Source organism: Flavobacterium frigoris PS1, from assembly GCF_000252125.1.
GTDB classification, from domain to species: domain Bacteria; phylum Bacteroidota; class Bacteroidia; order Flavobacteriales; family Flavobacteriaceae; genus Flavobacterium; species Flavobacterium frigoris_A.
Map to the genome: position 1 here is coordinate 1 of NZ_AHKF01000019.1, position 24468 is coordinate 24468.

Genomic DNA, 24468 nt, shown 5'->3' on the forward strand with positions numbered 1-24468 from the left:
GCTATTTTATCCTAAAAACGGGGTTACACATCTAGTACTTATCGTACGCAATTCTTATGAAGGTGTGCATTCAGGACAAATAGCATTCCCTGGAGGGAAATTTGAAATTGGTGATGCAGATTTTTCCTGGACGGCTTTGCGGGAAACACAGGAAGAAGTAGGTGTGAATCCTGCGATAATTGATGTAGTCAAATCTTTTACAGAAGTGTATATTCCTCCCAGTAATTTTATGGTCCATCCTTATTTAGGAATCTGTAAGGAGGAAATTTGCTTCGTTCTTGATCCTACGGAGGTATCGAGTATTATTGAGTTGCCGCTGTCCGTTTTTTTGAATGATGAAATACTCATTGAAGCGAAAATAGCCACTTCTTATACAAAGGAGGCCAATGTTCCGGCATTTAATATTGATGGACATGTTGTTTGGGGTGCTACTGCGATGATGTTGAGTGAGTTGAAAGATGTTCTGAAAGGGGTTCTGAATTCAAGCCTTTGATATTGTAGGGCTAATAAATAGTTTTGAATTTATTACAGTAGTCATTGGCTCTGCAGCATTTTCAGGAAGAAACTTAAAAAATAAATTTCGTAAGTTTGTAATTCAAGTTTACATAAATTAAACACAATTTTATGGGGTTATTTAAGAGAAATCCTTTTGGTCATATATTGTTTCTGAAGAAATTCTTAATCCGAATTTTTGGAGGCATGACTCATAGACGATATAGAGGATTCAATGAATTACAGATTGAAGGCTCAGAAATTATCCGAAATTTACCAGAAACGAATGTGCTTTTCATATCCAATCATCAAACGTATTTTGCCGATGTTGTGGCTATGTTTCACGTTTTTAATGCCAGTCTTAAAGGGAGAGAAAACAATATAAAAGACGTACTATATTTATGGAATCCTAAACTAAATATCTATTATGTAGCTGCCAAAGAGACCATGCAATCAGGACTTTTACCCAGAATTATGGCTTATGCGGGTGCAATTACAGTTGAACGAACCTGGCGTTCAAAAGGAGTAGATGTAACAGAGAAAAAAGAGGTAAACCCTAATGATACAGAAAATATTAAAATAGCACTTCAAGATGGTTGGGTGATTACTTTCCCACAAGGTACAACCAAATCGTTCAAACCAGTACGAAAGGGAACGGCTCATATCATCAAGGAGCACCGACCTATTGTGGTGCCAATCGTCATAGACGGTTTCCGACGCTCGTTTGACAAAAAAGGTTTGAGAATGAAAAAGAAAGGGATTTTACAATCCTTTATCATTAAGGAACCTTTAGATATTGATTATGATAATGACACTATTGATGAGATTGTTGAAAAAGTAGAATATGCTATAGAGCAGCACAGTTCATTCCTTAAAGTAATCCCTTGCGAGGAGAGAGAAGAAGCAGAAAAATTAAACAAACTACGTCGATGGGAATATTGATATAAAAGAAAAGAGTTCGCAGTAGCGAACTCTTTTCTTTTATAAGTCAATTTTCTTCAATTCTTTATAATTGGCATACAATCTTCGGAGTAGAATTCCGTATAAGAGTCTGTAAAAAAGCCAAAATAGTACAAAGAATACAACAGTGGTCAATAGTAAAACTCCTATAGTGATTGCCATTATTTTTCCGCTATTTGCAATTTGGTCGTTCAGAATACTAGTTTCAGGATTGTAGGCTAAAGCTATTACAAAACCTAAAATCAAACTCAAAACAGCCATTCCAAGATTATACCAGACGTAATACTGAACCGTTTTTCGGGTCTTTAGAATGTCTTTCATCAATTGTTTAGTCGATACTGTCGTAGTGATCCGAACATAGTTTTTGTAGAATAAATATATAAAAGCCAATATCACACCATAGTTAAAAATGGTTAGCGCCTCAAAATAAGACACTAATTCAAGATGATTCATTTTCTTTAAATATTCATCAGTGTTAAAACACACGCTAATCAAAGTCCATAGCAAAACTTCCAAAATACTGATAATTAAAATCCACTTCACAATCGAAGAAGATTTTTTATGGATCATTTTGTAAATTTCTATTTCTGATATCTGCTCAAAAGAATTTTCGTTCTTTTTCCAGTCTTTTTTTAGTAAATCCAGCTCTTTCATATTCCTTACGGATTTAATATTTTTTTTAATTTGCCCTTAATTCTGTTCATTTTTACTCTGGCGTTGACTTCGCTAATACCTAAAGTTTCGGCTATTTCTCGATAGTCTTTATCTTCGAGATACATAAAAACTAAGGCTTTCTCAATGTCGTTCAACTGATAAACGGCCTTGTACATAAGTTTTATTTGCTCCTCTTCCTCGTAATTGTAATCTATCTCCTTAATGAAGTGCTGCCGTCCCTCATACTCCACAGTAGCTACAGTTCGCTTGTTTTTTCGATATAAGGTAATGGCCGTGTTCAGTGCTACGCGATAGGCCCAAGTAGAAAATTTGCTATCGCCTCTAAATTTTGGAAAAGCCTTCCATAACTGAATCGTTATTTCTTGAAACAAATCTTTGTGTGCATCTTCGCAATCAGTATACAACCTACAAATCTTGTGGATTATATTTTGATTGTCCGTTAATTGCTTTACAAAAGAATGTTCTAGATTTTCACTCATGATTCATTAGTACGACTCTGGTTAGATTTGTTACAAAGTACTGCTTTTTTATTTTGTAGCACAGCTTTTTTGAGGCGCAATAAACAGTCGTCCCGCTGTACATTACAATCTTTATTTTTCTCTAAAGAAAAGAAAAACAAAGGATTTTCATTTCCATCGTGGCTAATGGACATGTTTAATGTTCTTACAGGTTTTTTTTAGGGGTTTTACCAAAATTTACAGCTGATGATTTTTTTTGCCATAATAATTTACTAGCAAATTGATAAATTTACTGTAGCTCTGCATTCCATCTGCTTGCTGATTTAGCTTTAGAAAATTATCATAAAAAAGATGAAAACCAGTTTGTATTGCGGTTTCATATTCTTCTCTAAAATCTTTGCTTTCCTGATAGTTTTTTATAATTCCAGGATGAACAGTTTTTAGCAGCTGGTTAAAAATGGGCTTATTACGCATTTCCCAGTTGCCTAGGCAGTATCGCAATGCAAAGCTATATCCTGAATATTGAAAGTACAAATTGTCATTTTTTACTGAGGCCAGGAAGCCAATGAAATTGCATTCAGTTTCGCTAGCAAATCCTAATTGGTGCGCCATTTCGTGGCAGGATGTGGTCGGGAAATTATACATTGGCCCTAAATAATTTACTTGCGCCTCATTAGTAAATGGGTTTAGATAACCGCCAAATCCCATATAGGTTAAAGGCAGGCTGATTAGTGATTTTTTTGCACTCAAATTCCTGTAAGAAAAGAAGGGGTGGGTGATGGCTAAATTTTCATAACCGTTCATGCTCATTTTGAATGCTTGTTCCTGAGAGTAGGGGAATACCACTTTTACACTGTTGTTCTTTGTTATTTGATTTTGGATGGCATTGGTTTTTGCGATCAGTTTTTTTGTAAATTGAAGTAGTTCCTCATCAGAATAATTTCTTTCGATTGCCATTTTTTCAAAAAGAGGTTGGCGATAATAATTCATGGCCCATAGCAGATGAAACATAAAGTAAAAAATAGAAACAAAACTTAAAACAGCTAAAGCATTATCCTTCCAGTCCAGTTTCCAAGTTTTTCTTTTAATCCAGAACCATCTCACTATAAAAAAGATTAAAATAAAATAAATAAAATCACCTACCGAAAAAGGAATGCTTCCAAAAGTTGTTCTTGAAAATGACGTGATAACAGGGTAGAAGCCGTTGCTGTAATAGCGTTCCACATATTTCGGAAAGAAAGGAATAATTTGAAGAATAATTATTTGTACCAAAAGAAAGAGCGGAAGAATGTGTTTTTGTTTCACAGCAATGTTTTATAAAATGTAAAGGTAATTACAATATCTATTAGTGCCGAAAAAGAGTTTAAACTTTGTAACTTTGAATTTTAAAAACAATATAATTCAAATTTAAATAAATGAGTCAAGAAATAAGAAATTTAGAGCCCAAAGTACTTTGGAATAAGTTTGCCGATTTAAATGCCGTGCCTCGCCCCTCTAAAAAGGAGGAACGAGTAATTGAATTTATGAAAGACTTCGGGAAGAACCTTGGATTAGAAACTTTTGAAGATGATATCCGAAATGTAATTATTCGCAAGCCGGCCACTGCAGGAATGGAAAATCGTAAAGCGATTGTGATGCAAGGGCATTTAGATATGGTGCATCAAAAAAATTCAGATACTGTTTTTGATTTTGATACACAAGGAATCGACATGTATGTTGATGGAGACTGGGTACGTGCCAAAGGAACAACCCTTGGTGCTGATAATGGTCTTGGAGTTGCCGCAATTATGGCAATATTAGAAAGTACAGATATTCCTCATCCTGCTATCGAAGCATTATTTACAATTGACGAAGAGACAGGAATGACTGGTGCTTTGAATCTAAAAGGCGGAATTCTTGAAGGTCAAATCCTGTTGAATTTAGATACAGAAGAAGATGATGAAATCGATATTGGTTGTGCTGGAGGTATTGACGTTACTGCAACAGCAGAATATGATGAAGAGGAAACTCCAGAAGGTTCAGTAGGTTATAAAATCACTGTAAAAGGATTAAAAGGCGGACATTCAGGAATGGATATTCACAAAGGTTTAGGTAATGCAAATAAAATTATGAACCGTTTGTTATTTGATGGTTTTGATAACTTTGGATTACAAATTTCTGAAATTTTAGGAGGAAGTTTACGTAATGCAATTCCAAGAGAAAGCGTTGCTAAAGTGATAATTGCTGAAGTGTATGATGAAGCGTTTGTGTATGATATGCAACAAATCGTAAACGACATCAAAACGGAGTTAAAAACTACAGAGCCAAATCTAGAGGTTGTTTTTGAAAAATTAGATTCAGTTCCAGCTAAAGTTATGCCTTCTATTGCTCAGTTTTATTTTGTTAGAGCAATGTACGCTGCTCATAATGGGGTTTATGCTATGAGTGCTGATTTTGCTGATCTAGTAGAGACTTCTAACAATATTGCTAAAGTAGTATTAGGCCAAGGGAATCTTTCGGTTCAATGCTTAACACGTTCTTCTGTAGAAACAGCTAAATTTGATTTAGCAAATAGTTTACGTTCTGCTTTTGAATTGATGGGATGCGAAGTGGAACTTTCAGGATCTTATCCGGGCTGGACACCCAATGCTGAATCAGAAATTTTGGATGTTTTAGTTCCTCTTTACGAAAAGCAAGGTGGAGAAAAACCGAGAGTGGTTGCATGTCATGCAGGATTGGAATGCGGTATTTTGGGAACTAATTATCCGGAAATGGATATGATTTCTTTTGGGCCTACTATTCATGGAGCGCATTCTCCTGATGAAAGAGCTAGTATCTCTTCTTCTCAGAAATTCTGGAAGTTTTTAGTGGAAATTTTAGCTAATATTCCAATGAAATAATAGGAAATCATTTCATATAAAAATAAGTAACCCTCGTTTATCACTAAACGAGGGTTTGTTATTTTAAAGAAATTAGTCTCTTTTAGGAGCGTTTTTCTTTTCTCTTTTTTCGTCTTTTTTTTCTTTAGCCGTTTTAAGAGGCTCTTTTTTTGCGGTTTTCTTCGCGTCTTGACTTTTTGCCATGATATAAGTATTAGGGTTTTCTATTGTACTGTAAGTAAATGTATATAATATTTTGATTGTTTTAAATATTATTGCAAGAAATCACCATCTATGATTAATAATTCGGCTCCATTTACTGAAATGGAACGATGCGAGCTTTCATTATCGGATACTACATAGCTCATTCCTTCTGAAACATATGTTTCTTCCCCTGATTCCATTTCGCTTATTAGATGTCCTTTAAGGCAGTGTACAACGTGCCCTTTTTGGCACCAATGGTCAGCCTGATAATTTTCTGAATAAGTAACTTTTCGAATTCTAAGTCCGCCTATTTGTATAGTTTGAGATATGACGGCTCCGGTTTCTCCGGGATGTTCTGTTTTTTCTATGTTGTCCCAATTAATAGCTTGGAAAGGTATGTTCGGCATAATTTGAGTAGTTTAATTAAAACTTAAATTCGTTTTTAAAATGAAATCCTCAATTATAACGATAATTGAGGATCATATATTTTTATGTGTTTAAACACATAATTTGCTGTTGCCGAATATTTATCTTTTTTTCAAAATCTTATATTCTTCATAGCAGCCACTTATGGCATCCATAATTTGCAGATCATTTGCTGTTTTTATGAAAGATTCCGAGTAATTGCAGCGTTGTAATATTTCGGCAATTTCTCTTTTATCTACACCAAGTAGTACGGCTATGGTTTCTCTATCAAACTTAGATTCTAAAAGGTTTCGAACGGTATCGTCCTTCTTCATCTCTTTAAGCTTTTTGAGCTCCTTAGGGTTGTTTCCAAAGAAATTATACAGCATGTCCGCTGGATTGAATATAGAGCCTAGAACTCTTCCAAACGCATTTGGGGAGTATTCGCCAGCTTCATAGCCGTGCGTTAATCCTGAAATACTATAACGATAGTTTTCGTTTGTTGGAATTGTCTTCGAATCAACCTCCAGATAGCCCGTTAGGTTAAAAGGTCTGATCACCACTTCCTCTAATGCTATGGCTTTCTCGGTAAGGAATATTTTGGCAACTTTATTTTTTATCCAGTCATTGGTGACTTTAACCCTTAGGGATTGAAAGCCTAGAAAAGAAAGATGTAACGTATCCGTCGGCTGGACATCGATTTCAAAGTAACCTTGTGAGTCGGTTCTTGCTCCTCTGACTTTATTAATGTTGATAATATTGACATTAATTAGGGGTGACTTAGTGTTATCGTTGTAGATATAACCGGATACTTTTTGGGAGTGAACTATATCCTGTGCTGAAGCGGCTGTGGATAGTATTAAAAAAAAGAAGACTACAAAATATTTCATAAACTGGTTTAAAACTTTAAAAGTAATAAAACAGGATTGAATATTTTGTAGTCCCTTATTTTATTATAAGAAAATTAACAATAAATGTTAGTCTTTTCTTGGTCTTCTTGGTCTAGACGAGTCACCGAAACTTTCAGAACGTCTTGGAGCTCTATCAGAAGAGCCTTCTCCTCTTGGAGCAGAGCTTCTTCCACCAAAGCCACCTTCTCTTGGAGCTGAACTTCTTCCACCAAAGCCACCTTCTCTTGGAGCTGAGTTTCTGTCGCCTCTGAATCCGCCACCTGAGCCTTCTCTTCTTGGAGCAAAGCTACCTTCTCTTCTTGGAGCAGAACTTCTTTGTCCTCCACCAAAACCACCAGAACTTCTTCCGTTATGGTCACGTCTTCCGCCACCATCATTTTTAGAAATTTCAACATTGATACGACGTCCTTCTAATTGTACGTTGTTCAATACTTCCATTACTTTATCTGTGTGTTCTGGATCTGTGTTAAAGAAAGAGAAACCTTCTTTTACGTCTACTTTGAAAACGTCATCACGACCTAGGTCTAATGTTTCTTTCAAGTAATCTTTTAATGACATCCAATCAAAGTTATCTCTAGAACCTATGTTCACAAAATATCTTGTTGCACCACCATTGTTATTTTCTCTTGGAGCACCATCTCTATCATCACGTCTTTCAGAACCTGAAGCTTGATTAGAGATATCTCTAGTTTTCTTGTAATAGTTGATAAAACGATTAAATTCTACAGAAACCATTTTCTTGATTAACTCTTCTTTCGATAAAGCTTCAAGAACATTGTTTATTGCTGGAAGATAGTTGTCAATTTCGTGATCAACTTCTACATCTTTAATCTTATTAGCTAAGTGTAATAATTGTATTTCGCAGATTTCGATTCCAGAAGGAATTGTTTTTTCTTCAAATTTTTGTTTGATGATTCTCTCGATAGAAGAAATCTTACGTAATTCACTTTTAGTTACAATAACGATAGAAGTACCTAATTTACCAGCACGACCAGTACGACCTGAACGGTGATTGTAAGTTTCTATTTCGTCAGGAAGTTGGTAGTTTACTACGTGAGTAATGTTATCAACATCAATTCCACGTGCAGCAACGTCAGTAGCTACAAGCATTTGTATTTGTCTTCCTCTAAAAGATTTCATTACACCATCACGTTGCGCTTGAGATAAATCTCCGTGCAATGCAGCAGCGCTGTATCCGTCTTCTACTAATTTTTCAGCAACTGCTTGTGTGTCCCTTTTGGTACGACAAAAAACTACAGAAAAGATATCAGGATTAGCATCAGCTAAACGTTTCAAAGCTTCGTAACGGTCACGAGCATTTACAAGGTAAAACTCATGAGAAACTGTTGCAGAACCTGAATTTTTAGCACCTACAGTAATCTCAATAGGGTCTTTCATGAATTGTTTACCAATTCTAGCAACCTCTGCTGGCATTGTAGCCGAGAATAACCATGTGTTTTTTTCGTCTGGAGTAGTTGATAGGATGTTTACGATGTCTTCGTAGAAACCCATGTTCAACATTTCGTCAGCTTCATCTAGAATACAAAAGTTAATTTGAGAAATGTTTACTAATCCTCTATTAATCATGTCCTGCATTCTTCCTGGAGTTGCCACAATAATTTGTGCACCTCTCTTAATGTCTCTTGCTTGGTCTGTTATGCTAGCCCCACCGTAAACTGCTACCACATTAATACCTTTTTCGTATTTAGAGTAGTTTTTAATTTCGTTGGTAATCTGCAAACAAAGTTCGCGTGTTGGAGATAAAATTAATGCTTGAGTATTCCTATTGTTAGCATCAATTTTTTGGATAACTGGAAAACCAAATGCTGCCGTTTTCCCTGTCCCTGTCTGAGCCAACGCAACCATATCTGTGTCTTTTTCCAATAATAGGGGAATCGCTTTCTCCTGTACTTCGGTCGGATTCTCAAATCCTAGATCTAAAATCGCCTTCAGTAACGATTCACTCAATCCTAATTGTTCAAATTTGTTCATATGTATTTTTAAAATAGGGTGCAAAAGTACTCTAAATTATCGAGATAAACTAATGCTGTTTCAAGTTTCGTTGTTTTAATACTATTTGATTATCAGAAAGTTATATTTTTTATTGAATACTTTAGGTACTATTTTTAGATTTAGCTATGGAAAAGTTGGCGTCTCTCTGAAAAATTTAATCAAAAACTATTGAAATTTAAAAGATTATTTTTGGTTTTCAAAAAAGGAAATCAATTGTTGGGTCGCAATAGCTCTATGGCTTATTTTATTCTTAAGATCTGATGCCATTTGGGCAAAAGTTTCCTGATAGCCTTCTGGTTGGAAGATGGGGTCATAGCCAAAGCCTTCATGTCCAGATTTTTCCATCGTAATTCTCCCGGGAGCAATTCCAGTAAAAAGATATTGTTTACCGCTAGTGTTTAAAGCAATTACTGTTGTGAAATGTGCTTTCCTATTGGTTTTGCCAATTAAAGCGGCTAGAAGTTTATTTAGATTATCTTCAGAATTGCGTTGTTCGCCCGCATATCTAGCAGAGTAAACACCAGGCTCCCCATTCAATTCGTCTACTTCCAGTCCAGTGTCATCAGCAAAGCAATCATAACCGTATTTTTGAGTTACATAATTCGCTTTCAGAATCGCATTTCCTTCTATGGTGTCTGAAGTTTCGGGGATCTCTTCATGGCAACCAATGTCTTCAAGGCTTAGTATTGTTATTGATAGAGGAAGAATTTGCTGGATTTCTTTTATTTTATTTTTATTGTTGGAAGCGAAAACTAGTTGCATTTTTTTGGGTTTAAGTAAAGCTAACAAATATACATTTTTTTTTATTGTCCTAAAAAGGCAGATCGATCGAAGTTTGAATTGCAGAATTGTCATGAAAATCAACTGATTTGGGTAATATCAACTTGTTTAAAGCAAATAATTTCATTAATCTTTATAGGCTGTATATATCAGTTAAAAATTAGTTAATCAATTGTTATACATTATTTTAAGTAATAATTAATTGTATCTTTGAGTATGGTTTTGGTTTGTTTTCGAATATGGCCATCTGCAAAGAGAAGCATATTTGATAGTTAATTGTATCGTAAGGTATAAGTTGAAAATGATAAACCAAAGTCAATAATTGGAGGCCTGTAAAAAGGCCTCCTTTTTTTGCAGTAAACAATAGATTTTAATATTCTTGAATACTTATAAGATTTTTTTAATAAAAGTAAGCTGATTTTGATAAATGATGCGCTTTTAAAAGCACTATTAAAATAGTTTTAGTCGCTGTATGTTAGTGAGTTAAATATCAGTTAAAATTCTATTGTTGAGTTGTTTAAGATGTTTTAATTTGTATCTTTGAGTGTGGTTTTGATTAATTACTTGTGTATGTCAATCTTCACATAAGATCGATAACGCAATAGTCAGCTATACAATTTCAGTATGAGTTGATAATGGTAAATCAGAACTTACAACTGGAGGGCTTTTAAAAGCCCTCCTTTTTTTGTGGGCATTATATTCCTTTTAGTACTTTGTTACATTTGTGAGGTTATCTGGAAAATATAAATCGGCTAAATGAGCGAATTCATCACCACGCATAAAAATTGATCCGTCGATTTCGTTGTAACTAGATTTTCCAGCCGCAGCAAGAAGTTCATTGGCAGCATGCAGGGTGTTTTTATGGTAGTAGAAAACTCTTTCCGATTTATCGGTCACAACAAGGCCTTTCATCAGCATTTTATCTTGAGTTGCAACTCCTGTTGGGCAGTTATTGGTGTTGCAACGTAAAGCTTGAATGCATCCTAATGAAAACATAAAGCCTCTGGCGCTATTACACATGTCAGCTCCCATTGCTATTGCTCGGAGGATAGAGTAACCTGAAATTATTTTACCACTGCCTATTACTCTTATTTTGTCGCGAATATTTAATCTTATTAATATCTTATTTGCAAATATTAGTGCGGGTTCAAATGGCATACCCACACCATCAGAGAACTCTAATGGGGCTGCTCCAGTTCCTCCTTCGGCACCGTCAATTGTTACAAAATCAGGGAAACAATTTTGCAAAATCATTTCTTGACAAATCAATTCAAATTCGTTCGTCTGACCGATACATAACTTAAAGCCAACGGGTTTTCCATTTGATAGTTCGCGTAGCTGAGCTACAAATTTGATTAGGCCTTCCGCATTGTTAAAAGCGGTATGGCTTGGTGGAGAAAGGATGGTTGTGTGTGGTTTTACCCCTCTTATTTTAGCAATTTGTTCCGTATTTTTGGATGCGGGCAATACTCCGCCATGTCCTGGTTTTGCACCTTGGGATAATTTTATTTCAATCATTTTTACAGAAGGAAGATTAGATTTTTCCGTAAATTTTTCGGCGTCGAAATTTCCCTCATCAGTGCGACAACCAAAATACCCTGTACCTATCTGCCAGGTAACATCACCACCTTGTAAGTGAAACTCCGTCAATCCACCTTCTCCAGTATTGTGGTAGAAATTACCTTTCTGGGCCCCTTTGTTCAGTGCTATAATCGCGTTTTCGCTCAATGAGCCAAAGCTCATCGCGGAAATATTCAATAATGAAGCAGAATACGGCTGTTTGCAATCAGGCCCCCCAACCACGATACGTGGTAATTCATGGTTTACCTTGGCCGGAAATACAGAGTGTCTAATTCCTTCGTAATTGGATTGGTTAATGTCTAATTGTGTCCCAAAAGGGGTTGTGGCATCAATATTCTTTGCTCTTTGATAAGCAAGGGAGCGCTCGTTTCGAGAAAAGGGTTTGCCGTCAGTCGTTCTTTCGATAAAATATTGTTGGATTTCGGGAGCAATACCTTCAAAAATATACCTGAAATATCCTAAAACAGGGAAGTTTCTAAGAATGGCGTGCCTTTGCTGCAGACTATTCATAAGTCCAATAACCAGTAATACCGCTATTACTAATGGGATAATACTACTGATCTTAAAAAAGAAATGGAATGCTAAGGTCATAAGGAATGCTGCAATACCAAAAGTAAAAAATTGTTTTCTCATGTCGAAAATATTAATTTTCAACTAAATTATAAAGAATATGGTGTCATTAGCATTTAAAATCTAAAAAAATGAAAAAATTAACTTTATATTTCGGACAAAAAAATGGACTTTTGTTGAAACCAAAGAGTTGTTTTTAACGTATGTAGTTATATATTAAAGAATAAACATGAAAATTAATAAGCGCCTTCCATACTCTAATTTCCTAAAGATTTTATTTTTCATGTTGGTTTTTACGAATTCGTATTCGCAATATGTTTTTCAACGCAATACCTTGCCTGAAAAGATTTCTCTGCACAACTATACTAGAGTGGCAGATGTAGGGCTGAGTGATTTAGAAATCCAATATGTAATGGCTAATTTTGAATCCTTGAATCCTAGGTCACTAAAAACAGAGAATGATGATTTGGGTTTTAACCAAAATAATTTTTGGGCAAAATTAGAACTTCAAAATGCAACAGATAGAGATTTACATTATTATATTGAAACGGCTCGTCCTATTACTGACTTGGTTGAACTTTATACAATAGATGAAACTTCAGGGAAGATCACTAAAGCTATAAGTGGTGATAACTTGCCCTTTTCAGATCGAACATATGATAATCGTAAAACTCTTTTTAAAATTGATATTGAGCCAAATTCAAAGCTAAAATTGTTTTTGCATTTAAGAAGCGATGGTGAAAATATAAAGCTGCCGGTAAATTTATACTCTGCAGATAGCCTTATAGCGACACTTTCTTTTGAACAGCTGGTTTTTGGATTATTTTACGGGATTTTAGTAATTGTAGCAATTATCTACTTTTTTTTCTTTTTCGCCCTTAGGGAAATTACTTTTTTATATTATAGTTTATACGTTGTTTTTGTTGGCTTATTGCAATTTGCCTTAGATGGTTTCTTTTATGAGTTCGTAACTCCATATGCGGGTTGGTTTTCAAATAATTCAGTATTGATAATCGCAATAGTAGCAGTTTTTCTTTCGGGAAAATATAGCGAAGTGTTTTTGAATATAAAGAAGCACAGCAGAAGTATTTACCGCTTGTTCAATATCGCTTATGTATTACTGTTCTTATTGCTGTTGTGTGTGATTTTTTTTCCTTCCATATTGTTGATGAGTTATATTGCTATAAATGTACTTACGCTAGTATTCTTGATTCTAATCGTATATTCGATAATCTACCTCTATTACAAAAGAAAACCAGTAGACTCCTTTTTTACCGTTGGATTTTTGTTTTTGATCTTGGGTTTCGGTGACTTTATATTGTATAATTTTGGATTGTTGCCTCACAATTTTTTAACGCAAAACAGCTCTAAGCTTGGGACAGGATTAGAAATTATTTTTCTTTCGCTCTCCATGTCTAATCTAATCAGGAATCTTAAAAACGAAAAGAATGAACTGAATCGCATCGCTTTGGTTCGTTCAGAAGAAATGAATGACTTAAAAACATACTTTTTATCTAATATCAGTCATGAATTGCGAACTCCATTGAATGCTATCATGAATTTGATAGATTCGATTTCCAATGAAGTAGAAGACGAAAAAATCAAGAAAAATTGTCAGGTTATCAAATATTCGTCCCATGGTTTGTTGAGTTCCGTTAATGATATTTTGGATTTTTCAAAAATTGAGAAAAAGGAATTGAAATTAGAGCACGCGGCTTTTAGTCCGCTGCAACTTTTGGATAGAATAGGTAGGAATGCAAAAATTAGGGCTCAAGATAAAGGGCTGGAATTCCATTTTTCAAAACGGGACAGTTTTCCTCATTTATTGATGGGGGATGAAAATAGATTGAGTCAGGTAGTAAACAACGTGTTGAGCAATGCCATTAAATTTACTTCGGAAGGATTTGTGAAATTTGAAATAGAAACTCAACTGAAAGAGGATAATCGGGCTAGTTTAATAATTTCTGTAACTGATTCCGGTGTGGGTATCCCAAAAGAGAAATTGGATAGCATTTTCGGTTCTTTTTCTCAAAATAGTATCGATAATAAGAGAAAGTTTGGAGGGTTGGGATTAGGACTTTACATTGTAAAAACCATTGTAGAAATGCAAAATGGAACTATTTCAATGAATAGTTATGTAGGAAAAGGGACAAGTTGTAAAATCACGATTGATTTTGATGTTGTCGAGCAGAAAAAGCTTGAAACCGTTTCTTTAGAGCCAGTGGTGTATGATTTAGGAGGAAAAATGATTCTGGTTGTTGAAGATAATTCGATGAATCAGATGGTCATCAAAATGATAACTAAAAAATGGTTGAATACCACTGTTATCTATGCGAATAATGGTCAAGAGGGCTTAGATGCTTTTAAAACGAATGTAATAGATCTCGTTTTAATGGACCTTCAAATGCCAGTTATGGATGGATACGAGGCTACCATTGCAATTAGAAATGGTGAAGTGGGTCAGGATAACGCAAACATTCCTATTATTGCTCTAACGGCTGATGTTATGGAAAGCACCAAGTTAAGAGTAGCAGAAATAGGAATGAATCATTATTTAACAAAACCAATTAATAAAGAAACTTTGTTTCAGGTAATAAAAAACTTAGTTTAGGTATAACGCAAGCGTACATAAACATGCTTAATTCCTTTCTTGTCAGAATCCCTTTCGTCTATTTCAAGAATGTCAGTCAAGGACTTTAGCATGGGGGTCAGTTTTGCAAAACCATAGTTTCTTGGGTCGAATTCCGGTTTTTTCTTTACGATAAGGTTTCCAACATCGCCAAGAAAAGCCCATCCACTATCATCAGAAATATCGTCTATCGAGTCCTCAATAAGGTCAATAGTTGGTTCGTCAATTTTATTTAGTGGTTTCGGTGTCGGTTTTTCAATAACTTTAGGAGTGTTCTTGCCAACTACTTTTTTAGTTTCGGCTGTAGAGGTTCTTTTTGGCTTCTTTTTCTTAATGGCACCGTCTAAAACTTCAATATAAACAAATCGGTCACAGGCTACTATAAACGAGTTGGGTGTTTTTTGCTCGCCTATTCCTATGACCTTCATTCCAGATTCCCGAAGACGTATTGCTAAACGGGTAAAGTCACTATCACTAGATACGATGCAAAATCCATCTACCTTATCAGAGTATAATAAATCCATGGCATCAATGATCATCGCTGAGTCGGAAGAGTTTTTGCCTACTGTATAACTGTATTGTTGTATTGGGGTAATGGCATGTTCTAATAAAACACCTTTCCAACCGCCAGCATTTGGTTTGGTCCAATCAGCATAAATACGTTTTGTTGTGGGCGTTCCATACTTAGTGATTTCTTCCATCATTCCTTTTACATTGCTATAAGGAACATTGTCTGCATCTATTAGAACGGCAAGTTTTAATTCTTTTGAGTTTTCAGCCATATTATTAAAGTTGAATGTTTAAAATCGAATTCTTATTGTTTTCCATGAATCATTTTTGAAACGATTCCTTTATCATCTGTTACTTCAGCTATAATTATTCCCGCAACGTGTAGGATGATAAATAGTATAACAAAATAAAGCGATTGCACATGAATGGTTTCTAATATATCTTTATAACTTGAAGGGCCGTTTACGATAAAGAATCCTGTTACTAGAGTAATTGACATTAAAAAATAAAAGATAAGATAAGTCCAACCTTGTAATTTTTGTTTTAAAGAAGAGTCTTTTTTTAAAGGATTTGGAAAAGCCATACCTTTAAAATAGAAGTAGACCATTCTTAGTATATATGTTCCAATTAAAAAATACCCAACATAAATGTGCCAATCCCACATGGGCTTGCGTATTCTTTTTGCTATTTTCATGGCCTCATCTTGACTTAAAGAAATATTTAATAATTTTAAATTTTCTTGAAGTATTGCGGCTACATTATTTTTTTCGAGCCAAGTTAATCTTAAAAAAACAGTAAACATCATAAATAATACCGAAAAAGCGATAAGCCAATGTAAAATTCGATGACTAAGATCAAATGTTCTATTTTTTGTGGACATAATAGTTGATTTTAAATGATTGCTACTATTTTAAAAGCGCTCAAATACTCATTCAAATGTACGATGTTTATTGTGTATTTTCACGCGCTAGCCCAGATAGAATAGATGGTCTCATGTTGTTTTTATTTAAAATAAATTAGATTTGGTTTAATTGCTAGAAACTGCTGCTAAAAATAAATTTACTTTAAATACTTTTATAAAATATAAATAATTATTTTTGCAGCTTCTTAAAATTAAAATTATTACTTAAATATATTATGGTAAAAGATTTATTCGAAAGAATTCAAAACAATAAAGGGCCATTAGGAAAATGGGCTTCGCAAGCTGAAGGTTACTTTGTTTTTCCTAAATTAGAAGGTGAGTTAGGTCCTAGAATGCAGTTTGGTGGTAAGAATATTTTGAACTGGAGTCTAAATGACTATTTAGGTTTGGCAAATCACCCTGAGGTGAGGCAAGCGGATTCTGATGCAGCAATTCAATTTGGTGCAGCATATCCTATGGGAGCGAGAATGATGAGTGGTCACACTAAATACCATGAGCAATTAGAACAGGAATTGGCTGCTTTTGTAATGAAAGAATCGGCTTATTTATTGAATTTTGGTTACCAAGGAATTATGTCAACAATTGACGCTTTGGTTGGTAGAAATGATGTTATTGTTTATGATGTAGATGCACATGCCTGTATCATTGATGGTGTTCGTTTGCATAGTGGAAAACGTTTTACATACAAGCATAATGACTTAGAAAGTATGGAAAAAAACCTGCAACGTGCTACAAAAATAGCTACTGAAACAGGTGGAGGGATCTTGTTTATTACCGAAGGAGTTTTTGGTATGCGCGGACAACAAGGTAAATTGAAAGAGATTGTTGCTATGAAGCAAAAATACAACTTTCGTTTACTTGTAGATGATGCACACGGTTTTGGAACTCTTGGTAAAACAGGAGCTGGAGCAGGTGAGGAGCAAGGTATACAAGATGATATTGATGTTTATTTCTCTACGTTTGCAAAATCAATGGCTAACATTGGTGCATTTGTAGCAGCAGACAAAGAAATTATTGATTATTTGAAATACAATTTGCGTTCGCAAATGTTCGCTAAGGCATTGCCAATGATCCAAACAATAGGTTCATTGAAGCGTTTAGAATTGTTACGTAATCATCCAGAATTAAAAGAGAAACTTTGGGATAATGTAAATGCATTACAAACAGGATTACGTTCAAGAAATTTCAATATTGGAGATACAAATACATGTATTACACCAGTATATCTTGAAGGAAGTGTACCTGAAGCAATGGTTATGGTGAATGACTTGAGAGAGAACTACGGTATTTTCCTTTCAATTGTTATTTATCCAGTGATTCCAAAAGGGATTATCTTGTTAAGAATGATACCTACGGCTTCTCATACATTATCAGATATTGATGAAACACTTGTAGCATTTGAAGCAATACGTGAAAAATTAGAAAACGGTACTTATAAAGAAATTGCCTCAAGAACAAAAGTAGATTTAGACGCTTAATTCTATAAATTCATAAATTCTCCATGTGGGAATTACATAACAAAATCCATTCATTGTATGAATGGATTTTTTTGTTTTTAGGTAACTTTACCAATGTATTAACCATAACCATAAACAATTATGAAAAATGTAAATTTATTTTCAGCTGTTATATTAATAGCTATATTAAGCTCTTGCATCAATAATAAAAAAGAAGTGGAGGGTGTGCCTAAATTACAAGTTGAAGCACCGCTGGAAACAAAGGTTAAAGAATGCTACCGGGCCATAATTGAAAAAGATACTATCACGTTAACTGTTGATGTAAATAATATAAACCAATTTGAGGGGCAGTTAAATTATTCTTACTATCAAAAAGACAAAAGCTTTGGAACCCTTTTGGGGAATGTTAAAGGCGATACTATTTTTGCGGATTACACATTTCAGTCCGAAGGAAAAACATCAATAAGGGAATTGGTTTTTCTAAAGAAAGATGTGAATACTTATGTGGAAGGTTATGGCGAGGTTATAGAAACGAATGGAAAAATGGTACTGAAAGATAAAAGTAAAATCAAATTTGACGGAAATATAATTTACAAGAAAATTGATTGTAAAGAGTAACGTCAATAAATACAAAACAGAAAAATCCATTAGCATAAACTAATGGATTTTTTTGTTTGTAAGAATTTTAAAAAAACGGTATTTTAAAGTTCTTTTCTAAAAGTCTTTCTTCTGCAGTGTACTTCAGGTTTAAAGTGTTTCCACAAATTATGAACGGCAATATTATCAGCTAGTTCAGGCGTTCTAAAACAGTTAATAACTCCTTTTTCAGTGAATGTGTTGTAGTATTCATTAAAAATGATTGCGGTAACCGCTTTGTTTTGAAAATCAGGATGTACACCAATGAGGTAGAAAATCATATCCTTACTTTGGTTCTTTGCTTTCAACAAATGAATAAAGCCAAAAGGGAATAATTTTCCTTTTGCTTTTTGTAATGCTTTGGAAAAAGATGGCATAACGATGCTAAAAGCAACGATGTTATGGTCTTTATCCTCCACAAATTTGATGTATTCCGGATTGATTAAGCTAATATATTTTTTCTTAAAATATTCTTTTTGAGTATCTGATATGGCAACAAAAGAAGATAGGGATGCATAAGACGCATTAAATAAATCAAACATTTTATCTACATGTGGCATGACCTCTTTAGTAGTCTTGAAATTAAGCGGACTTAACTGGTATCTTCTCTTTACTAAATCATTGGCTTTTTCGAAAAATTCTGGCTTTACATTTTCAAAAGGAAATTTACTTTCTATGTATTCTTTTTCAGTAACGTAATCCAATTGCTCAAAATGTTTGGCGTAATAAGGGTGATTGTACCAGGTAATCATAGTTCCCAATTGATCGAAGCCCTCAGTAAGAACTCCTACTTTATCTAGATTAGAAAATCCCATCGGACCTTCAACGTGTTCTAAATTGTTTTTTCGGCCTAATTCATACACTTTTTCAAGTAATGCTTTGGTAACCTCAATGTCATCAATTACGTCAAACCAGCCAAAACGTACTTTCTTTTTTTGTTGATTGTTTACTTCGCTCCAGTTGATGATAGCAGCAATTCTTCCCACGATATCTTTGCCTTTGTAGGCAATGTAAAAATAAGCTTCGGCATTTTCGAATGCAGGATTTTTTGTTTTATCAAAGGATTCTAGTTCGTCTGCAATGATTGGTGGTACCCAGAATTCGTTGTCTTTGTAGAGATAAAAAGGGAATTTTATGTAATCAGTTAATTCGCTTTTAGTAGTAGCTTCTTTAATTGTAATCATTGTGGAATTTTATAGTGTATTTTCTAACGCTTCTTTGCGTTTTTTATTTTTCTTTTCTGCCTTTTTTTGAGACTTTGATTTTTTGTTGCCTGTATTGTCAAGACTCATTCTCACTTCTTTATAATTAGCATCATAACGCCAAGAGAAACCAACTCCACCATAAAGAACTGTTGGAGTATCCTTAAAATTGGTGCTTATAGATGCGTCAATTTGCATGTCGTTATTTAATAAATAAGCGGCACCACCACGAACAATAGCATCGCTGTAAAAATCACTTTTAAACCCCTGGTTCTCTACAAATCCAGACCATTTGTCTGAAAAGCCCTTTGTTAAAGTTAATACGTAACCGTAACTTGGATAATCAGTTGTAACATAATCAGCAATAATATTAGTTACAAATACCCAGCTACCGTCGCCCAAATGGTTTTGTGTGATTAACATGATTTTTGGTGAGATATCAGCATACGGAGAGAAAGAGTACGGATTGTCTGCCATTGTAAAATTAGCACCCGCAAATACAGAAACGGCAGGGATTAATTGGTGCCAATTGAAAGCTTGATTTGCTTTCCAACTATAAATGTTTACTTTTTTTTCATAATTTTTAAAAGGGTCGTAGATCAAATATTTAGCTCCCAAAACGGTCTGCTTTAGTGCTGATTTCTTAATGCTGCTGTAGGGTGTGGTGAAATCTTCGTTTTGATATTGGATATCAGCTATTAATTCCAGTTTTTCCATAAACAATCCCCATCGTAGGGTAAAGTCTAATCCGTAACCACTAGCATCATATTCTAATAGTCTGTGATTTTCTTTGATTCCGTAAATACCTGTTTCCACTTGAATCACATTTTTTCCCACTGCAAATGCGGACATCGTTTCTCCGGGTCTATTCGAGTTAATTTGATCTGTATGTTGCCCGTAATGAACGCTCGGCAGAATAATTAGGGCAAAAAGAAAGACGATTTTAAGTTTTGACATATTATTTTTTTGAGTTTAAAAGTAATAACGCTTTTCAAATGTACTATAATTTATTATTTATTTAAGAATGATAGTTTAATTTTGACCGCAGGATTTATTAATTTTGAAAAAAATTATTAAATTATGCAAACTGCCTCTTTTACGGGTTTTATAAGAATAGTATTTTATATACTTGCTTTCTATTATATTTTTAAGTTTTTGGCTAAATTGTTTTTGCCATTAATAGTTAAAAAAGTAGTTCAAAAAGCAGGGGAAAATTTTCAGCAACAGCAACAACGTTCGCAAGGTTCCTCTTGGGACAATACGCAAGCGAAAGATGAAGTGATTTACGATACAAAAAACAATAAAAATCCTCGAGAAACTAAAAAAGTAGGAGAATATGTTGATTACGAAGAAATAGATTAGATTTGTCGAAGTTTACAGTCTTATATTCAAAAAAAAACTCTCGAAAAATTGAAAATAATAAATAAGTTTTACCCGCACGCGCTTGCCATTTTTGGTTTTGTATTCATTTCCCTCCTTTATTTTTATCCTGTTTTGCAGGGCAAACAGATCTTTCAATCTGATATTGCTCAGTATACTGGTATGGCTAAAGAGCAAAACGACTTTAGAGCTTCGGAGCATGTAGAGCCTTATTGGACCAACTCAGCATTTGGAGGAATGCCAACCTACCAGTTGGGTGCTAAATATCCACACGATTATATAGGTGCTATTGATGATGCATTACGATTTTTACCGCGTCCGGCAGATTATTTATTTTTGTACTTCTTAGGGTTTTATGGTTTGCTACTGGTGTTGAAAGTGGACCCACTAAAAGCATTTTTTGGTGCTTTGGCCTTTGGTTTTTCGACATATTTGATAATTATACTGGGTGTTGGGCATAATGCCAAGGCGCATGCCATTGCTTATATGCCTCTTGTTATTGCTGGTTTTATATTGGTTTTTAGGAGAAAATACGTTCTCGGGGGATTACTGACGATGTTTGCTACGGCCTTGGAAATTAATGCCAACCACTTTCAAATGACCTATTATTTATTGATATTTTTATTGATACTTTCGGGTTATTTTATTTATCAAGACATAAAAAAGAAAGATCATAAATCACTTTTAAGAGCTTTTGGAGTATTAGCTATCGCAGGGATTTTAGCGATTGGTGCCAATGCTACAAATCTTTTGGCGACGGCAGAATATGCCAGCTTTAGTACCAGGGGAAAAAGTGAATTGAGTTACAATCCAGATGGATCAAGTAATACTAACTCTACTGCGATGAGTCGTGAGTACATTACGGAATACAGTTACGGTGTGGCAGAAAGTCTTAACTTGATTGCTCCTAGACTTTTTGGAGGGTCAAATCATGAAGCAGTAGGAACAGACAGTAAGATGTATGAGTTCATGATTGGAAAAGGCGTGCCAGCAGATCAAGCCAGTGACTTTGTTAGCGGAATGCCTACTTATTGGGGAGATCAGCCTATTGTGGCTGCGCCAGCTTATATTGGCGTTGTGGTTTTCTTTTTGGCAATTTTAGCCCTGTTTATTGATGATCGAAAAATTAAATATGTTTTTCTTTCAGGAGCCATCACGGCACTATTACTGTCATGGGGTAAAAACTTTCCTATACTGACAGACTTTTTTATCGATTACATTCCGATGTATAATAAATTTAGAGCTGTTTCATCCATACAAGTGATACTAGAATTGTGTTTCCCTGTTTTAGCTGTTATGGGATTACAATCTTTTTTCAAATTGGAGAAAGAACTGCAGTGGAAAGCGCTCAAAAAAGCTGGATCTGTAGCACTAGGGCTTATTGTGGTTTTATTCTTAAGCAAAGGCTTGTTCAGTTTCTCAGGTGTTAATGACGGGTATTATTTAGATAGTTATGGGCCTGAATTCGTTGAGGCATTGAAAGGCGACAGAATGAGCTTGTATAGCGCTGATTTATTGCGTTCTGGATTTTTTATTCTGCTGGTGTCTGGGGTATTATGGTTGTTTATAAAAAGTAGAATTGCCCAAAATACCGCTATTATTCTTGTAGGTTTATACATGGTTGCCGATTTATTCTTTGTCGATAAAAATTATGTTTCAGCTAAGGATTTTGTAAGTGGTAGGGAAATAGAAGTTCCTTTTCAGGAAACGCCTTCGGATATGGAGATTCTTAAGGATACCTCAATTTACCGTGTTTTTGAAGTGAGTGGAAATTTCTCTAGTGCCAGAGCCTCGTACTTCCATAAATCGATTGGTGGTTATCATGCTGCGAAACCAAGAAGAGTGCAGCAACTATTCGATTATCAGATTTCTAAAAATAACATGGAGGTTTTAAATATGTTGAATGTTAAATACATCATTCAAACGGATAAAGAAGGGAAAGAATTTCCGACTCAAAATCCGAATGCCAATGGAAATGCTTGGTTTGTTAATGACGTCAAATTGGTAAATAAAGCCAATGACGAAATGAAAATGTTGAATAAATTTGATACTAAAAAAGCGGCGATTTTTAATATTCACCTGTATGGAGATAAATTTAAAAACGCACGTTTAAAAAGAAACTTGGATACAACAGGAACGATAAAAATTCGAGAGTATAAGCCAAATTACATTAAATATATTTCAAATAATCCAACTGAAGGTTTGGCAGTTTTCTCTGAAATCTATTACGAAAATGGATGGAATGCTTACATTGATGGTGTTAAAACCGAGCATTTTCCAGTAGATTATGTACTGAGAGCATTAATTATACCAGGTGGAGAACATACCGTTGAATTCAGATTTGAACCGCAAGTTATAAAAACAGGAAGTATTATAACACTGATTAGTGTTGCGGGAATGTTGTTGCTTTTGGTTGGTGGAATTTATTATGAAAGAAAAAGAAGTTCATAGTAGAGGCGCACTGCAGTGCTTCTCTAAGCGCATCTCTAGCATAAAACATATAATTTGAAACCTGAAACTAAAAAAGTCCTGATCATCACCTATTATTGGCCACCTGCTGGAGGCCCAGGCGTGCAGCGTTGGTTGAAATTCGTTAAATATTTACCTGATTTCGGAGTTCAGCCCATTGTTTATATTCCTGAAAATCCAACTTACCCAATTATTGATGATAATTTAGTAAAGGAAGTATCGGATAAGGTAATTATTTTAAAGCATAAAATTTTCGAACCCTATCAACTGGCTTCTTTTTTTTCGAAAAACAAAACAAGGAAGATAAGCTCGGGTATTATTCCAAACCAAAAAAAGCAATCTTTTTTAGATAAGCTGCTTCTGCTGATTCGCGGGAATCTATTTATTCCAGATGCACGTGTTTTTTGGGTAAAACCCTCAGTTCGTTTCTTGGAAAAGTATATTATCGAAAATAATATTGATACCATCGTCACATCAGGCCCACCCCACAGTTTACACCTTATTGGACTTGAATTAAAACATAAACTAAGGATTAAATGGGTAGCTGATTTTAGAGATCCTTGGACAACAATAGGCTATCATAAATCTTTGAGGTTGTCAAACTATGCTGCTAAAAAGCATCTGTTTTTAGAACATAAAGTGCTAAATTCTGCTGATACTATTATTGTGACTAGTAAAACTACAAAAACTGAATTTGAAGCGATAACGAGCAGGCCAATTGAGGTAATAACTAATGGTTACGACAATGAGGTTGTAGAGAAGCAAGTTTTGGACGTAAAGTTTAGTTTAGCGCACATAGGATCTTTCCTTTCCGATAGGAACCCCGGCATTTTATGGGAAAGTCTAGTGGAATTATTATCTGAAATTCTAGATTTTAAAAAGAACTTGGAAATTAAATTGATAGGTGCGGTGAGCCAAGAAGTTCTGGAGACCATTACGCAATATGGACTAGACCCTTATTTGAATAATCTGGGGTATGTTTCGCATGGAGAAGCAATTGCCCATCAAAAGAAATCGCAGCTTTTATTGTTGATTGAAATTAATTCTAAGGAAACACGAAGTATTATTCCAGGTAAATTGTTTGAATATATGGTCTCTAATAGACCAATTATAGCTATCGGACCTAATGGTTCTGACTTTGCCGAAATAATTACTAATACTAATACAGGAGTGTTTTTTGATTATTCTGAGAAGGAGAAGCTTAAAAAAGTAATCTTGGATAGTTATAATCAATATTTGGATGGTAAACTTCAGTCGAATGGCGTAGGTTTGCAAAAATATTCAAGAAGAAGTTTAACAAAACAATTAGTTGAACTCCTTAATAAATAATATAAAGAGATTGCTTCGTGCCTCGCA

Annotated in this window: 21 protein-coding genes; 9 read left to right on the forward strand and 12 right to left on the reverse strand. The window is 34.6% G+C overall.

Going from position 1 to position 24468, the window contains the following annotated elements:
* On the forward strand, nt 1–493 hold a 493-nt coding region (locus HJ01_RS12145; RefSeq protein WP_040473936.1), incomplete at its 5' end, for an NUDIX hydrolase.
* Nucleotides 494–624: 131 nt separating this feature from the next.
* A complete protein-coding gene (locus HJ01_RS12150; RefSeq protein WP_007138733.1) occupies nt 625–1434 on the forward strand; it encodes a lysophospholipid acyltransferase family protein in 810 nt (269 codons plus the stop codon).
* Between the two features lie 39 nt (nt 1435–1473).
* On the opposite strand, the gene HJ01_RS12155 is transcribed toward HJ01_RS12150, so the two are convergent.
* The 3 genes from HJ01_RS12155 to HJ01_RS12165 all read right to left on the reverse strand — a co-directional run bounded on the left by HJ01_RS12155 (nt 1474) and on the right by HJ01_RS12165 (nt 3890).
* Nucleotides 1474–2106 carry a hypothetical protein gene (locus HJ01_RS12155; protein ID WP_007138734.1) on the reverse strand — a complete coding sequence of 211 codons (633 nt, stop codon included), beginning with the start codon at nt 2104–2106 and terminating at the stop codon, nt 1474–1476.
* 5 nt (nt 2107–2111) lie between these two features.
* The gene (locus HJ01_RS12160; RefSeq protein WP_007138735.1) at nt 2112–2606 is read right to left on the reverse strand and encodes an RNA polymerase sigma factor; all 495 of its coding nucleotides are present in this window, start codon (nt 2604–2606) and stop codon (nt 2112–2114) included.
* A 216-nt stretch (nt 2607–2822) separates the two neighbouring features.
* A complete protein-coding gene (locus tag HJ01_RS12165; RefSeq protein ID WP_007138737.1) occupies nt 2823–3890 on the reverse strand; it encodes a DUF3810 domain-containing protein in 1068 nt (355 codons plus the stop codon).
* Between the two features lie 110 nt (nt 3891–4000).
* On the opposite strand from HJ01_RS12165, the gene HJ01_RS12170 reads away from it, so the two are divergent.
* On the forward strand, nt 4001–5464 hold the full coding sequence (locus tag HJ01_RS12170; protein ID WP_007138738.1) for an aminoacyl-histidine dipeptidase: 1464 nt from the start codon (nt 4001–4003) through the stop codon (nt 5462–5464).
* Between the two features lie 251 nt (nt 5465–5715).
* Here the strand turns inward: HJ01_RS12170 and HJ01_RS12175 are convergent, their stop codons facing one another.
* The 5 genes from HJ01_RS12175 to HJ01_RS12195 all read right to left on the reverse strand — a co-directional run bounded on the left by HJ01_RS12175 (nt 5716) and on the right by HJ01_RS12195 (nt 11970).
* Nucleotides 5716–6054 (reverse strand): DHCW motif cupin fold protein, encoded by a 339-nt coding sequence (locus tag HJ01_RS12175; protein ID WP_007138739.1) that lies wholly within the window; start codon nt 6052–6054, stop codon nt 5716–5718.
* A 120-nt stretch (nt 6055–6174) separates the two neighbouring features.
* Nucleotides 6175–6942, reverse strand: a complete 768-nt coding sequence (locus HJ01_RS12180; protein WP_007138740.1) for a carboxypeptidase-like regulatory domain-containing protein — start codon at nt 6940–6942, stop codon at nt 6175–6177.
* An 87-nt stretch (nt 6943–7029) separates the two neighbouring features.
* Nucleotides 7030–8955: a DEAD/DEAH box helicase gene (locus tag HJ01_RS12185; RefSeq protein WP_007138741.1), complete on the reverse strand. Its 1926-nt coding sequence runs from the start codon at nt 8953–8955 to the stop codon at nt 7030–7032.
* 204 nt (nt 8956–9159) lie between these two features.
* A complete protein-coding gene (locus tag HJ01_RS12190; protein ID WP_007138742.1) occupies nt 9160–9738 on the reverse strand; it encodes a non-canonical purine NTP diphosphatase in 579 nt (192 codons plus the stop codon).
* A 723-nt stretch (nt 9739–10461) separates the two neighbouring features.
* Nucleotides 10462–11970 carry an FMN-binding glutamate synthase family protein gene (locus HJ01_RS12195; RefSeq protein WP_007138744.1) on the reverse strand — a complete coding sequence of 503 codons (1509 nt, stop codon included), beginning with the start codon at nt 11968–11970 and terminating at the stop codon, nt 10462–10464.
* 166 nt (nt 11971–12136) lie between these two features.
* Between HJ01_RS12195 and HJ01_RS12200 the strand changes: the two genes are divergently transcribed.
* Complete coding sequence (locus HJ01_RS12200) at nt 12137–14518, forward strand: hybrid sensor histidine kinase/response regulator (protein WP_007138745.1); 2382 nt, start codon at nt 12137–12139, stop codon at nt 14516–14518.
* Here HJ01_RS12200 and HJ01_RS12205 read toward each other — a convergent pair.
* Together HJ01_RS12205 and HJ01_RS12210 are read right to left on the reverse strand one after the other, a co-directional pair.
* On the reverse strand, nt 14515–15318 hold the full coding sequence (locus HJ01_RS12205) for an NYN domain-containing protein (protein ID WP_007138746.1): 804 nt from the start codon (nt 15316–15318) through the stop codon (nt 14515–14517). The two genes, HJ01_RS12200 and HJ01_RS12205, sit on opposite strands and share 4 nt — an antisense overlap.
* A gap of 32 nt (nt 15319–15350) precedes the next feature.
* Nucleotides 15351–15926 (reverse strand): cytochrome b/b6 domain-containing protein, encoded by a 576-nt coding sequence (locus HJ01_RS12210; protein WP_007138747.1) that lies wholly within the window; start codon nt 15924–15926, stop codon nt 15351–15353.
* Between the two features lie 257 nt (nt 15927–16183).
* On the opposite strand from HJ01_RS12210, the gene HJ01_RS12215 reads away from it, so the two are divergent.
* The gene (locus tag HJ01_RS12215) at nt 16184–17446 is read left to right on the forward strand and encodes an aminotransferase class I/II-fold pyridoxal phosphate-dependent enzyme (RefSeq protein WP_007138748.1); all 1263 of its coding nucleotides are present in this window, start codon (nt 16184–16186) and stop codon (nt 17444–17446) included.
* 120 nt (nt 17447–17566) lie between these two features.
* Nucleotides 17567–18043 (forward strand): hypothetical protein, encoded by a 477-nt coding sequence (locus tag HJ01_RS12220; RefSeq protein WP_007138749.1) that lies wholly within the window; start codon nt 17567–17569, stop codon nt 18041–18043.
* Nucleotides 18044–18126: 83 nt separating this feature from the next.
* Here the strand turns inward: HJ01_RS12220 and HJ01_RS12225 are convergent, their stop codons facing one another.
* Together HJ01_RS12225 and HJ01_RS12230 are read right to left on the reverse strand one after the other, a co-directional pair.
* A complete protein-coding gene (locus HJ01_RS12225; RefSeq protein ID WP_007138750.1) occupies nt 18127–19245 on the reverse strand; it encodes a hypothetical protein in 1119 nt (372 codons plus the stop codon).
* Nucleotides 19246–19254: 9 nt separating this feature from the next.
* Nucleotides 19255–20220 (reverse strand): transporter, encoded by a 966-nt coding sequence (locus tag HJ01_RS12230; RefSeq protein WP_040473937.1) that lies wholly within the window; start codon nt 20218–20220, stop codon nt 19255–19257.
* A gap of 123 nt (nt 20221–20343) precedes the next feature.
* On the opposite strand from HJ01_RS12230, the gene HJ01_RS12235 reads away from it, so the two are divergent.
* Genes HJ01_RS12235 through HJ01_RS12245 form a run of 3 tightly spaced genes read left to right on the forward strand, consistent with a single transcriptional unit; the run spans nt 20344 to nt 24441 of the window.
* Entirely contained in the window at nt 20344–20625 is a 282-nt protein-coding gene (locus tag HJ01_RS12235) for a DUF4834 family protein (protein ID WP_007138752.1), read from the forward strand.
* A 48-nt stretch (nt 20626–20673) separates the two neighbouring features.
* Nucleotides 20674–23094, forward strand: a complete 2421-nt coding sequence (locus tag HJ01_RS12240) for a YfhO family protein (protein WP_007138753.1) — start codon at nt 20674–20676, stop codon at nt 23092–23094.
* 54 nt (nt 23095–23148) lie between these two features.
* Entirely contained in the window at nt 23149–24441 is a 1293-nt protein-coding gene (locus HJ01_RS12245; protein WP_007138754.1) for a glycosyltransferase family 4 protein, read from the forward strand.
* Nucleotides 24442–24468: the final 27 nt, after the last annotated feature.

What these genes read in the sequence shown, in the direction of transcription:
- HJ01_RS12150 (WP_007138733.1), top strand. Translation starts at nt 625, where the DNA reads ATGGGGTTATTTAAGAGAAATCCTTTTGGTCATATATTGTTTCTGAAG.
- HJ01_RS12155 (WP_007138734.1), bottom strand. Translation starts at nt 2,106, where the DNA reads ATGAAAGAGCTGGATTTACTAAAAAAAGACTGGAAAAAGAACGAAAAT.
- HJ01_RS12160 (WP_007138735.1), bottom strand. Translation starts at nt 2,606, where the DNA reads ATGAGTGAAAATCTAGAACATTCTTTTGTAAAGCAATTAACGGACAAT.
- HJ01_RS12170 (WP_007138738.1), top strand. Translation starts at nt 4,001, where the DNA reads ATGAGTCAAGAAATAAGAAATTTAGAGCCCAAAGTACTTTGGAATAAG.
- HJ01_RS12175 (WP_007138739.1), bottom strand. Translation starts at nt 6,054, where the DNA reads ATGCCGAACATACCTTTCCAAGCTATTAATTGGGACAACATAGAAAAA.
- HJ01_RS12180 (WP_007138740.1), bottom strand. Translation starts at nt 6,942, where the DNA reads ATGAAATATTTTGTAGTCTTCTTTTTTTTAATACTATCCACAGCCGCT.
- HJ01_RS12185 (WP_007138741.1), bottom strand. Translation starts at nt 8,955, where the DNA reads ATGAACAAATTTGAACAATTAGGATTGAGTGAATCGTTACTGAAGGCG.
- HJ01_RS12190 (WP_007138742.1), bottom strand. Translation starts at nt 9,738, where the DNA reads ATGCAACTAGTTTTCGCTTCCAACAATAAAAATAAAATAAAAGAAATC.
- HJ01_RS12195 (WP_007138744.1), bottom strand. Translation starts at nt 11,970, where the DNA reads ATGAGAAAACAATTTTTTACTTTTGGTATTGCAGCATTCCTTATGACC.
- HJ01_RS12200 (WP_007138745.1), top strand. Translation starts at nt 12,137, where the DNA reads ATGAAAATTAATAAGCGCCTTCCATACTCTAATTTCCTAAAGATTTTA.
- HJ01_RS12205 (WP_007138746.1), bottom strand. Translation starts at nt 15,318, where the DNA reads ATGGCTGAAAACTCAAAAGAATTAAAACTTGCCGTTCTAATAGATGCA.
- HJ01_RS12210 (WP_007138747.1), bottom strand. Translation starts at nt 15,926, where the DNA reads ATGTCCACAAAAAATAGAACATTTGATCTTAGTCATCGAATTTTACAT.
- HJ01_RS12215 (WP_007138748.1), top strand. Translation starts at nt 16,184, where the DNA reads ATGGTAAAAGATTTATTCGAAAGAATTCAAAACAATAAAGGGCCATTA.
- HJ01_RS12220 (WP_007138749.1), top strand. Translation starts at nt 17,567, where the DNA reads ATGAAAAATGTAAATTTATTTTCAGCTGTTATATTAATAGCTATATTA.
- HJ01_RS12225 (WP_007138750.1), bottom strand. Translation starts at nt 19,245, where the DNA reads ATGATTACAATTAAAGAAGCTACTACTAAAAGCGAATTAACTGATTAC.
- HJ01_RS12230 (WP_040473937.1), bottom strand. Translation starts at nt 20,220, where the DNA reads ATGTCAAAACTTAAAATCGTCTTTCTTTTTGCCCTAATTATTCTGCCG.
- HJ01_RS12235 (WP_007138752.1), top strand. Translation starts at nt 20,344, where the DNA reads ATGCAAACTGCCTCTTTTACGGGTTTTATAAGAATAGTATTTTATATA.